Origin of the sequence: Massilia sp. IC2-477, from assembly GCF_020707265.1 — a bacterium.
GTDB lineage: Bacteria > Pseudomonadota > Gammaproteobacteria > Burkholderiales > Burkholderiaceae_D > Telluria.
This window is the reverse complement of the sequence record NZ_JAJFEQ010000009.1, coordinates 170315-181159: the sequence shown is the minus strand read 5'-3', so window position 1 is coordinate 181159 and position 10845 is coordinate 170315. Positions and strand designations below refer to the sequence as shown.

General features: G+C 69.8%; 9 protein-coding genes. 4 read left to right on the top strand and 5 right to left on the bottom strand.

Translation table 11 applies throughout. The features are described from left to right. Positions 1-12: 12 nt before the first annotated feature. Positions 13-411, bottom strand: coding sequence for a VOC family protein (locus LK542_RS18655; protein ID WP_227813090.1), 399 nt, complete (start codon positions 409-411; stop codon positions 13-15). A gap of 87 nt (positions 412-498) precedes the next feature. Beyond that, a complete protein-coding gene (locus LK542_RS18650) occupies positions 499-4278 on the bottom strand; it encodes a PAS domain S-box protein (RefSeq protein ID WP_227813089.1) in 3780 nt (1259 codons plus the stop codon). A 182-nt stretch (positions 4279-4460) separates the two neighbouring features. Between LK542_RS18650 and LK542_RS18645 the strand changes: the two genes are divergently transcribed. The 3 genes from LK542_RS18645 to LK542_RS18635 are packed head-to-tail and all read left to right on the top strand — an operon-like array spanning position 4461 to position 6164. Continuing rightward, positions 4461-4853: a hypothetical protein gene (locus tag LK542_RS18645; protein WP_227813088.1), complete on the top strand. Its 393-nt coding sequence runs from the start codon at positions 4461-4463 to the stop codon at positions 4851-4853. Between the two features lie 28 nt (positions 4854-4881). Beyond that, positions 4882-5250 carry a hypothetical protein gene (locus LK542_RS18640; RefSeq protein ID WP_227802275.1) on the top strand — a complete coding sequence of 123 codons (369 nt, stop codon included), beginning with the start codon at positions 4882-4884 and terminating at the stop codon, positions 5248-5250. A 59-nt stretch (positions 5251-5309) separates the two neighbouring features. Then, positions 5310-6164: a hypothetical protein gene (locus tag LK542_RS18635; protein WP_227813087.1), complete on the top strand. Its 855-nt coding sequence runs from the start codon at positions 5310-5312 to the stop codon at positions 6162-6164. Here LK542_RS18635 and LK542_RS18630 read toward each other — a convergent pair. Continuing rightward, positions 6145-7368: an MFS transporter gene (locus LK542_RS18630; RefSeq protein WP_227813086.1), complete on the bottom strand. Its 1224-nt coding sequence runs from the start codon at positions 7366-7368 to the stop codon at positions 6145-6147. The genes LK542_RS18635 and LK542_RS18630 overlap by 20 nt on opposite strands. An 87-nt stretch (positions 7369-7455) precedes the next feature. On the opposite strand from LK542_RS18630, the gene LK542_RS18625 reads away from it, so the two are divergent. Next, positions 7456-8253, top strand: coding sequence for a helix-turn-helix transcriptional regulator (locus LK542_RS18625; RefSeq protein WP_227813085.1), 798 nt, complete (start codon positions 7456-7458; stop codon positions 8251-8253). On the opposite strand, the gene LK542_RS18620 is transcribed toward LK542_RS18625, so the two are convergent. Beyond that, complete coding sequence (locus LK542_RS18620) at positions 8250-9485, bottom strand: PAS domain-containing sensor histidine kinase (RefSeq protein WP_227813084.1); 1236 nt, start codon at positions 9483-9485, stop codon at positions 8250-8252. The genes LK542_RS18625 and LK542_RS18620 overlap by 4 nt on opposite strands. Continuing rightward, complete coding sequence (locus LK542_RS18615) at positions 9475-10818, bottom strand: sigma-54 dependent transcriptional regulator (protein ID WP_227813083.1); 1344 nt, start codon at positions 10816-10818, stop codon at positions 9475-9477. The genes LK542_RS18620 and LK542_RS18615 overlap by 11 nt, the downstream gene beginning before the upstream one ends. Positions 10819-10845 lie beyond the last annotated feature (27 nt).

Sequence of the window (10845 nt, the reverse complement as noted above, 5' to 3'; positions counted from 1 at the left end):
CGCGGCTTGCCTTCACGCCTGGGGCGCCACCCAGACCAGGTTCCACAGGTGGCCGTCCAAGTCTTCGAAGCCCTGGTCGACCATGAAGCCGTGGTCCTCGAGCGGATGGGGGATGCGCGCGCCGGCGGCGGCCGCTTTTGCGATCAGGCTGTTCAGCTCTTCGCGGCTTTCGCAGCTCAGGCAGATGATGACCTCGTTCGCCGCCAGTGCCTGCACGACCGGCTTGTTGGTGAACGACCGGAAGAAATCCTCGGTCATCAACATGACCTGGACGCAGTCCTCCACGGCGACCATGAAGGCCGCATTCTCGCTGCTGTATTGCGGATCGAGGCGGAAGCCGAGCGCGGAAAAGAAGTCGCGGGACTTGTTCAGGTCCCTGACGGGCAGGTTGAAGATGATCTGCTTGTTCATGCGGTCCTCGTGTCGTGTGAAAGGGATGATGGCTGCTGCATCCCCACGACGAACGAGCGCTCGCGGATTCGACACGCGCCGGTCAGCTCAAGCTCGGTCCCGTGCCGGCCTCGCGGGCAACCGGGCCAGCAATGCGTCGATCTCGTCCAGGCCCGCCGGCTTGGTCAGGTGGGCGTCGAAGCCGGCCGCGCGCGCCTCGGCGCGGTCGTGCTCCGCGCCCCAGCCGGTATGGGCGGCCAGCAGCGCCCGGTCCAGGTGGGCCAGCTTGCGCACCTCGCGCGCCAGTTCGTAGCCGGACAGGCCCGGCATGCCGACGTCGAGGATCAGGAGCTCGAAATTCTGCTGTTGCGCCAGCGCCAGCGCGGCGCGCCCGTCATGCGCCAGCGTCACCCCATGCCCGCGCGCGCCCAGCACGGCGGCCAGCATGGTCGCGGCGTCGACGTTGTCGTCCGCGACCAGGATGCGCAGGCCGGCCGCACCCAGCTGCGGCGCCTCGGCCGCCGGCGCCGCCGGAGCGGCGTGCGGCTGCGCCGCCAGCGGCAGGCGCAGGGTGAAGGTGCTGCCCTGCCCGACCCCGGCGCTGTCGGCGAGGATCGAACCGCCATGCATCTGCACCAGGCTGCGCACCAGCGCCAGGCCGATGCCCAGTCCTCCCTGGGCACGGCCGATGTTCTGCGACACCTGGCTGAACATGTCGAACACGCTCTCCAGCGCGTCCGGCGGGATGCCCATGCCGGTATCGCGCACCGCGACCACGACCTCGGCGCCTTCTACGCGGCCTGACAAGCTCACCACGCCGCCCGGCGGCGTGTACTTGCAGGCGTTGGTGAGCAGGTTGGTCAGGACCTGGGCCAGCCGGGTCGGGTCGGCGTCGAGCCACACCGTCTCGTCCGGCACCGCCACTTCCAGGCGGTGCCCTGCCGCTTCCATGATCGGCATCATGCCTTCGACGGCAATGGTGACGACCTGGTGCAGGGTCACCTGCTCCCGCTTGAGCTCGATCTTGCCGCTGTCGATGCGGGCGATGTCCATCAGGTCGTCGATCAGGTGCACCATCTGGCGCAGCTGGCGGTCCATCATCGTGCGCGCGCGCGCCAGGGCCTGCGGGCTGCTGCCCGGCAGCTGCATCAGGTCCAGGCCGGTGCGCAGCGGCGCCAGCGGGTTGCGCAGCTCGTGCGCCAAGGTGGCCAGGAAGCGGGTCTTGCGGTCGTTGGCGTCGCCCAGTTCCACGGTGGCCTGGCGCAGCCTTTCCTCGGCCAGCTTGCGCTCGGTGATGTTGCGGCTCACCGTGGCATAGCCTTCCGGCTGGCCATGCTGGTCGCGGATCACGTAGACCGTGTAGATCATCCAGATCGCTTCGCCGCTGCGGAAGTGGCGCATGCGCAGTTCGGTCTCGCTGTGGCCGTCGGACGCGACGCGCGGCAGGAAGGTGTTGGCGATGAAGTCGCGGTCTTCCGGGAAGAAGAATTCGGGCACCGGCGTGGCCAGCGCTTCTTCCAGCGAGCCTGCGCCGACGATGCGCACCGCGGCCGGGTTCAGGAAGAAGGGCTTCAGGTCGAGGCCGGCCATGCCGATGAAATCCTCGCTGCGCTCGGCCAGGGTGACGAAGCGCTGGCGCTCGAGTTCGGTCTGGCGGCGGTCGTGGATGTCGCTGGTAGTGCCGACCCATTCGCGGATGGCGCCGTCCTGGCCGACGATCGGCACCGCGCGCGCCACCGTCCAGCGGTAGCGTCCGTTGCCGGTGCGCAGGCGCTGTTCCGACTCGTAGGGACGGCGTTCGGCGACGCACTGGCGCCAGTGCGCGAGCGAAGCGGCGCGGTCGTCCGGATGGATGGCGTCGACCCAGCCGAAGTCCTTCCACTCCTCGTAGCTCTGGCCGGTATAGGCGCGCCAGGTCGGGGAGTCCGCTTCCATGGCGCCGTCCGGACCGCAGTGCCAGACCACCTGGGTGGTGGCGACGATCAGCGAACGGAAGCGCTCCTCGTTCTCGCGGATCGACTGTTCCGATTGCAGGCGTTCGGTGATGTCGCGGGTGGTGCCGGCCACCGCCTCGACTTCGCCGTCGGGGCCGATGACGGGTACGAAAATGTACTCGTACATGCGGCGCCCGAAGCTGCCGTTGAAGGGCACCACGCCCTTGATCGGCGCGCGGGTGGCCCTGACCTGGTCGATCTCGCGCCCGTGCATCTCGGCGTGCCAGGGTTCGTAGCCGAGCTCCAGGCAGTTCTTGCCGATCGACTCCTCCCAGCTGCGGCCCCACATCTTCAGAAGCACTTCGTTGGCATAGGTGAAGCGGTGCTCCAGGTCGAACACATAGGCCAGGTCGGGCGTATTGGACAGGAAGGTCTCGTACAGGCGGCGGCGCTGCTCGGACTGGCGCCCGAGCTCCTCCAGCTCGCGTTCGGTCTCGCGCTGCTGGGTGATGTCGCGGTACAGCACCGCGACTCCGTCGTCATACGGGTAGGCGTGCACGCTGAACCAGCGCGTCTGCCCATTGCGCTCGTACGCCAGCGGCATGCTGGCGGCGACGCGCTCGCGCATCACGCGCTGGTACAGCAGGCCGGCCTGCTGCTGCTCCGAGCCGGGCCAGGCGTCCCAGTGGGTGCGTCCGACGATCTCGCCCGCGGGCCGCCCTTCCATGGCGAGGCCGACGGCGTTGATCTGGAGCACGCGGAAATCGCGGTCCATCAGCACGAAGCCATCCTGCAGGGTCTGCAGGATGTGGTGGCTGCGCTCCTGTTCCAGGTTCAGCCGGGCCTGGGCGCGCTCGCGCTCGACCAGCGGCCCGATCTGGCGCGTGCAGATGTCGGTGAGCTGGGTCTCGCGCTCGTCTGGCACGCGGCGCTCGCCGAAATAGACGCTGATGACGCCCAGCGCCCGGCCGTCGTTGCCGAAGAAGGGCGTGCTGTACAAGGCCTTGATTCCTTCGTCGCGCGCGAAACCGCGGTAGGCGGCATACAGCGGATCGGTGGCAGTATCGGCCACCACCACGCGCCGCCCGTCGCGGAAGGCGGTGCCGCAGGCGCCGGCGCCGGAAGGCACGCAGGCAAGCGCCGCCAGGCCCGCCGCGCTGACGCCCTGGCTGGCCTGGACACGCAGGCCGCCTGCGCCCTCGTCGAACAGCGCGATGGCGCCCTGGCGGCAGCCGTGCAGGCTGGTGACGGTGCGCAGCACGATGTCGAACTGCTCGGCCAGCGTGCGCACGTCCAGCAGGCGCTCAGTCATCGCATGCAGCTGCTGCCAGTCGTCGAGCTGGCGCTCGATCTGGTGCTCGGAGACGGCCAGCGCCACGTCGCTGCGCATCTTGGCCGCCGCCAGCTCGGTCTGGGCGCGGCGGCGCTGCGCCACCTCTTCTTCGAGCGAGCGGTTCAGTTCCTGCAGGGCGATGCGGTTGCGGTGCTCTTCGGTGACGTCGTTGCAGATGACCAGTACGCCGCGCACGCCCAGTTCGTCTTCGATCGGGCTGAAGCCATAGGTCCACCAGGCGTCGGCCAGGACACCCTTGCGCAGCAAGGGCACCAGCTGGTGCTCGTTCCAGGTGGCGCCACCACCGCGCATCACCTGCTCGATCTGCGGTCCGATGATCGGCCAGGCTTCCTCCCAGCATTCCTTCCCGCGCTGGCCCAGGGCGGACGGATGGCGCCGCTCGTCCAGCGTGGCCCGGTAGGCATCGTTGTAGAACTGGACCAGTTCCGGTCCCCACCAGATGAACATCGGGTGGTGCGAGCCGAGAAGCAGCCGCAGCGTGGTCTGGAGCGTGGCCGGCCACAGTGCGGGCGCGCCCAGCGGCGTGCTGGCCCAGTCGTGGGCGCGCATGAGAGCGCCCATCTCGCCGCCGCCGGCGAGGAATGCTGCCGGGGTGGACATCGGTTTGTCGCAATCGGCAGCTAGCATGGCAGCGCGGAGTCTGGTTGAGGTCGGCGGACAGTATAGCCCACCGGGAAGCTTCGTGACTTGTTTCGGTGATAACAGGAAATGAATGTTTCGCCCGTTACGGTTTGGAACAATTTCGAATCGTGCATACGCTCAGCCGCTATTAGGATTTGTTCATGAACTTCAGTTTTTCAACTCCATCCAGCGGCGCGTGCCTGGTCAAGCTTTGGGCCAGCGGACGCTACGGCTTCTCGCTGCCGAAGAAGGTCGAGATCACGGGACCGGAAGGCGGCACCGCCACCTTCCTCCACCACAGCCGGAAAGTCGGACTGTCGGCCGAACTCACCAACCGAACGATTGTCAGAATCGCGATCGCCCAGTATCTGGCGGGCGATGCCGACTTCAGCGCCGAGGGGCGGGAGATCGACGACACGGTGGCGCCCTTCAGCGGCACCCTGACCCAGATCAGGCCCTTCGCCCCGCCCCCGCCGCCGCCACGGGTAAGGCCTTCGCGCATCATGCCGCGCGCGGGGTCCGGCAACGCAGCCTGCGCCACGGAGGCGGCATGACAACATCACGGAAGACGAGGTAGACGCAATGCGCATCACGTTCACACCCGGCCAGGTCGCCATGCTCATCGGCAGGGCCGAGCGGCAACTGGAACAGATCGTTGCCGACTCGATACGCGAGCCCGGCAACGGACGCAACATCACCCGGGCCGGGCAGCACACGCTGCACGAGACGGTCGTTACCCTGATCCGCCTGTACCGCGAACAGGTGCCGGGCGGCGCCCCGGCCGCCACCCGCATCGCGCGCGCCTATGCCAAGGGCGCCGACGCCCAGACTGGGGTGCCTACCCTGGCCTGCGTGCGCACCATCCTGACGGTGATGCGCGACGCACAGGAGCTTGTTGCGGCGCCGCCACCGGATGCCCAGCAGCCTGCGGCGGACATGACAATCAGATAGATTTCCGGCGGTTCAGCGCGCTAAACTTCCTCGTCCATATCACACACGAGGGAGAAAGCATGCGCGCATTCTTGAACTTGTGCAGTCTACTGGTGACAGCCCTGGCGCCGCTGGCGGCAACCGCAGCCGTGCCCGACGGCTGCGGACCGCTGAACGACCCCGAGGGGCTGGCGCGCAGTGCGCGCATCATCCTGGTCGGCGAGATCCACGGCACCCGCGAGTATCCGGCGCTGGCCGCGCGCCTTGCCTGCGCGGCGCTGGACGGCGGCCGGCCGGTGACGCTGGCGCTCGAGATCCCGCTGGACCAGCAAGCGCGGCTGGATGCCTACATGGCCTCAAGCGGCGGCGACAGCGCGCGCGCCGTTCTCACCTCCGGCTCGCGCTTCTGGGAAAGAGTGCGCGACGGGCGCTCGAGCATGGCGGTGCTGGCCCTGATCGAACAGGCGCGGCGCTGGCGCGAACACGGCCTGCCGGTCGGACTGATCGCGATCGACAAGCCGCGGGGCGCACCCGGCACCCGCGACGAGCACATGGCCGCACGCGTACGCCACGCTTCGACGGCGGCGCCGGAACTGGTCGTGATCGCCCTGACTGGCAACATGCACAACCGCCTGGCGCCGCCCTCGCCATCCGAGATGGCAGGCATGCCGATGCGCATCGACACGCCGATGGGCGTGCTGCTGCGCGACCTCGGCCCGGCCACGATCGGCAATCTCTTGAGCCGCGGCGCCTCCTTCAGCTGCATGCCCGACTGCCGGGTGCATGGCGAAGACGAAGCCGGCCCCGCGCTGGCGGTCCCGGTCATCGCGCGTGCACCCCAGCGCGGCGGGGCCTACACCCACGTGGTCGAGCTCGGGCATACCAGCGCTTCCCTGCCTGCGCTCGCAGCCACTCCTAGGCAGCCTGGCCCTTGATCCCGTCCTGGCGTGCGCGGGTGCTGCCGCCCACGCCCACCGCGGTGGCGATCGCCAGCGCCTGGAACAGCGCCACGCCGGCGAACACCCAGCCGGGACGTCCGGCGTCCATCACCAGGCCGAACAGCAAGGGTCCGATCGCCAGCCCGCTGTCCAGGCCCGAATACACCACGCCATACACGCGCCCGGTCGCGCCCTGCGGCGCCGCGGCGCGGATCATCAGGTCGCGCGAGGGACCGGCCACGCCCGAGCACAGGCCGATCAGGCCCATCAGCGGCAATGCCATCCAGGAGGGGCCGGCGCCCGCGGCCAGCACCAGCGCCAGCAGCGCCGCCAGCGCAAAGGCCAGCGCCACGGTCCGGTCGTGCTGCTTCGAGCGGGCGCCCAGGAAGCCGCCCGCCACCATGCCCAGCGCCGAGGCCAGCATATAGGCGGTGTAGGAACTGGTCGCCAGCGCATGCGAGATTCCATAGAGCGCTTCCAGGCTGATCGTGGCGAAGCTCTGGATCGCGCCCAGTGCCACCGCGGTGAGCAGGAAGAAACCGAAGCACAGCCACACCGCGCGCAGCTTCAGGAAACCGAGCGTCCCGCCCTGCGCGCCGGCAGCCTGGTGCAGGCGCGCATCCGGATACAGCACGCCGCGGTTCAGCACCAGGAGGGCCAGCACCGCCACCGGCAGCGCGGCCGCCCACAGCAGCGCGGCGCGCCAGCCCTGGGCTGCTGCGATCGTGGTGAGGAAAATCGGCGCGGCCGCCCAGCCGATGTTGCCGCTGATGCCGTGCACCGAGAAGCCGTGGGCCAGCCGCTCGCGCGAGACACGCTGGTTGAGCAGGGTGTAGTCGGCCGGGTGGAACACGGCGTTGCCGCAGCCGGCCAGCAGCGCGCCCAGCGCCAGTCCTGCATAGCTGGCGGCGCCGGACAGCACCAGCGCCGACACGCCCAGCATCGCAATGCCTGAAAACAGCACGGCGCGCGCGCCGAAGCGGTCAACCACGAAGCCGGCCAGGGCCTGGCCCACGCCCGAGACCACGAAAAACACCGTCATCAGGAGGCCGAGTTCCGTGTAGCTGAGGCCGAAGGCGGGCTTCAGCCAGGGGATCAGGGCCGCCAGGATCAGGTGGTAGAAGTGCGAGGTGCCGTGCGCCAGGCCGACCAGGCAAATCACGCGCGCGTCGCGCTTGAAGCTGTTGTTCTCTGTGTCCATCCCGCCGTCCTTGTCGAAAAGGCCAGTGTAAGCAAAGTCGCGCCGTCAGATTTAAGATAGGGCGTCAAGATTTGTCGAGAACCTGCCATGCAAGCCATCCGCGCCATCCTGCCGCCGACCCAGGGCCCGGGCCCGACCGGCGAACGCCCGGTCAGCCTGTGGTCGCGCGAACTGCCGGCCGACGTCTCGGTCGGCGCCCACAGCCACGAATGGGGCCAGCTGACCTATACCCACAACGGCATGATGCGGGTCAGCGCGGAAAACAGCAGCTGGATCGTGCCGCCCCAGCGCGCGATCTGGATCGCGCCGCACGTGGTGCACGAAGTCACGATGCTGGAAGCGGCCTGCCTCAGTCCCTTGCGCATCCATGCCTCGCGCAATCCCTTCGGGGGCGAGCACTGCCGCGTGGTGGAAGTGAGCAGCCTGTTGCGCGAGCTGATCGCGGCCCTCGAACTCGGCGAGCAGCCGCGCGAAGCCGTCCGCGCCACCCTGCTGGGAGAACTGATCCTGGACGAGCTGGCGCGCGCGCGCTCGCGCCCGATCCGGGTGCCGCTGCCGATGGACAAGCGCCTGCGCAGCCTGTGCGAAGCGCTGATCGACGCGCCCGGCGACACCCGCAAGCTGGCCGACTGGGCCAAAGAGGCCGGCGCCTCCGAGCGCACGCTGGCGCGCCTGTTCGAGCGCGAGCTGGGCATGGGCTTCGGCCAGTGGCGCCAGCAGGTGCGCCTGGCGCATGGGGCCTCGCTGATCGCGCGCGGCCTGCCGCTGTGGCAGGTGGCGCAGCAGCTCGGCTACGCCAGCCAGTCCGCCTTTACCGCCATGTTCAGGAAGACATTCGGCAGCACGCCATCGGGCTTTTTCGCCGGCGAGAAGACGCGCAGCTAGAAACTGATCACGAAGCGCGCGCCGCTGCCGACCGGGCGCGCGTAGCGCACCGTGCCGCCGTTCTCGTGCACCAGGTGGCGCACCATGGCCAGGCCGATGCCGCCGCCCTGCTTCTTCGTCGTGAAGAAAGGCGTGAAGATATGCGCCACCAGTTCCGGCGGCACGCCCGGGCCTTCGTCCGCCACCTCGATGCGCAGCCGCCCGCCGCGCACCAGGCGCGCGCTGACCTGGGCACGCGCCCCTTCCACGGCGGCGCTGGCCTCGAAGGCATTCTTGAGCAGGTTGATCAAGGCCTGTTCCAGCTGGCCCGGGTCGGCCACCAGTTCCAGCGTGGCCGGCTCGACCGAGAACCGGACCTCGCCGCCGCGTGCGCGCCAGAGCGGCGCCACCAGCGCCCGCACGCGCTCGAACAGGGCGCTCACCCGGATCCGTTCCGGACGCGCGGCCGGGACGTTCGACAGGCTGCGGTAGCTCGCTACGAAATCGGCCAGGCTGTCGGCGCGGCGGCTGATGGCGTCCAGCGCGGTGACCAGGTCGTGTCCGATGTCGGGCGGCAGCGCGGGCCGGCATTCTTCCAGCATGTCGCGCGCGGTGCGCGACAGCGAGGCCACCGGCGTGAGCGAATTCATGATTTCATGGGTCAGCACGTGCACCAGCTGGCGCCAGGCGTTCAGGGCTTCGGCCTCCAGCTCGCTCTCGACCGGCATCAGGGCCGCGAGGCGCTGCGCACTGTCCTGCAAGGACAGCGTCGACAGCGCCAGCAGCGCGCGCTCGACGCCGCGCTCGGTATCGAACTGAATGATGCTGCGCTGCTCCCCCGGCTGCGCGGCGAGCTGGCGGTACAGCGCCTGCGGGTCGCTGGCCCGGCCCGGCGCCACCAGCTTGCGCGCGTTGCCGTTCAGGGGCTTGACCACGCCCTCTCCGCCTGCGCCCTCGATGCGGAACAGCGCGATCGGCGCGTGTTCCAGGCTGGTCTCCAGCGCCAGCGCGCTGTCGACCAGATGCTGCTGTTCGATGCTGAGGACCACCTTTGCCTCCGGCGGTTTCGGATGGCGCAGCATCGCCAGCCGGGTGAGCAGGCCCCACGCGGTCCACAGCAGCGGCAACGCCGCCAGGCCGCACAGGACCACCAGGCGCGGCGAGCCGCTCACCATGCCGGCCCCGAATGCGAGGCTTGCCACGCCCGCCATGCACAGCAGGACGGCCGCCTTGAGCCGCGCCTCAGATGCCATGCTTGCCCAGCTTGCGGTACAGCGCGGCCCGCGACAGGCCCAGCATGCGCGCCGCCAGGCTGATATTGCCCTTGGCCTTGTCGAGGGCGGCGGCGATGGTCTCGCGCTCGAGCGCCCCGAGGCTGAACTCTTCGGCGGCCGCGGCAGGCTGCGCCGGCGCCGCAGCCGGCGCCGGGGCGCCCAGGCCGAAGTCATCGAAACGGTATTCCGGCTGCCCGGCCAGGATGGCCGCCCGCTCGCAGGCGTGGCGCAGCGCCCGCACGATGCCCGGCCAGGGCCAGGCGCACAGCTGCTCGAGCGCGATGGGCGCCAGCTCGCGCACCGGGCGCCCGTACTGCTGTTCGTACAGCGACAGGTAGTGGTGCAACAGCTGCGGGATGTCGTCCTGCCGCTCGCGCAGCGGCGGCACGCGCAGCACGATCGTATTCAGGCGAAACAGCAGGTCGGGCCGGAATACGGACGGATCGAACAGGCGGGCTTCATCGAGGTTGGTGGCGCTGACGACGCGCACGTCGATCGCTTCCGCGCGGTCGGCGCCGAGCGGGGTCACTTCGCGCCGTTCCAGCGCGGTGAGCAGCTTGGCCTGGGCGCCGAGCGGCATGTTGCCGATCTCGTCGAGGAACAGGCTGCCGCCGCGCGCGGCCTGGAAGCGTCCCGGACGGTCGCTGCGCGCGTCGGTGAAGGAGCCGCGCCGGTGGCCAAACAGTTCGCTCTCGAAGGTACTTTCCGGCAGCGCGCCCATGTCCACCGCCAGGAAGGTGCCGCCGGCGCGCCTGGAGGCCGCGTGGATCGCGCGCGCCACCAGTTCCTTGCCGACGCCGTTCTCGCCCAGCACCATCACATTGGCCTCGGTCGGCGCCACCGCGGCGATCATCGCGCGCAGCTCGCGCATCGGGGTCGACTCGCCCATCAGCGTCGACGCCACCGTACCGGCGGGAGCGGCTGCCCTGCGCGCCAGTGCGCCCTCGACCGCGGCCACCAGGCGCGCATTGTCCCAGGGCTTGGTGATGAAGTCGCTCGCGCCGCGCTTGAGCGCTTCGACGGCGAGCGGGATGTCAGCGTAGGCGGTGAGTGCGATCACGCTCGGGGCCCGTGGCTGGGCGCGCAGCCGGTCGAGCACCGCGAGCCCCTCGGCGCCGTCGATGCGCCCCGGGGTGAAGTTCAGGTCCAGCAGGACCAGGTCCGGCGTTTCGGTTTGCAGGAGCCCGTCCAGGGCGCGCGGGTCGAACAGCGTCGCAACCCGCCCATGGCGCCGGCGCAGCAGCATCTGCGCGGCGCAGGCGACGTCCTCGTCGTCGTCGAGGATCAGGATGGATGCGGTCGATGGGGACATGCGCGGCTTGCCAGGATGAGAACAAGG

Coding starts and splice junctions, on each gene's coding strand:
- LK542_RS18655 (WP_227813090.1), bottom strand. CDS start 411: ATGAACAAGCAGATCATCTTCAACCTGCCCGTCAGGGACCTGAACAAG.
- LK542_RS18650 (WP_227813089.1), bottom strand. CDS start 4,278: ATGTCCACCCCGGCAGCATTCCTCGCCGGCGGCGGCGAGATGGGCGCT.
- LK542_RS18645 (WP_227813088.1), top strand. CDS start 4,461: ATGAACTTCAGTTTTTCAACTCCATCCAGCGGCGCGTGCCTGGTCAAG.
- LK542_RS18640 (WP_227802275.1), top strand. CDS start 4,882: ATGCGCATCACGTTCACACCCGGCCAGGTCGCCATGCTCATCGGCAGG.
- LK542_RS18635 (WP_227813087.1), top strand. CDS start 5,310: ATGCGCGCATTCTTGAACTTGTGCAGTCTACTGGTGACAGCCCTGGCG.
- LK542_RS18630 (WP_227813086.1), bottom strand. CDS start 7,368: ATGGACACAGAGAACAACAGCTTCAAGCGCGACGCGCGCGTGATTTGC.
- LK542_RS18625 (WP_227813085.1), top strand. CDS start 7,456: ATGCAAGCCATCCGCGCCATCCTGCCGCCGACCCAGGGCCCGGGCCCG.
- LK542_RS18620 (WP_227813084.1), bottom strand. CDS start 9,485: ATGGCATCTGAGGCGCGGCTCAAGGCGGCCGTCCTGCTGTGCATGGCG.
- LK542_RS18615 (WP_227813083.1), bottom strand. CDS start 10,818: ATGTCCCCATCGACCGCATCCATCCTGATCCTCGACGACGACGAGGAC.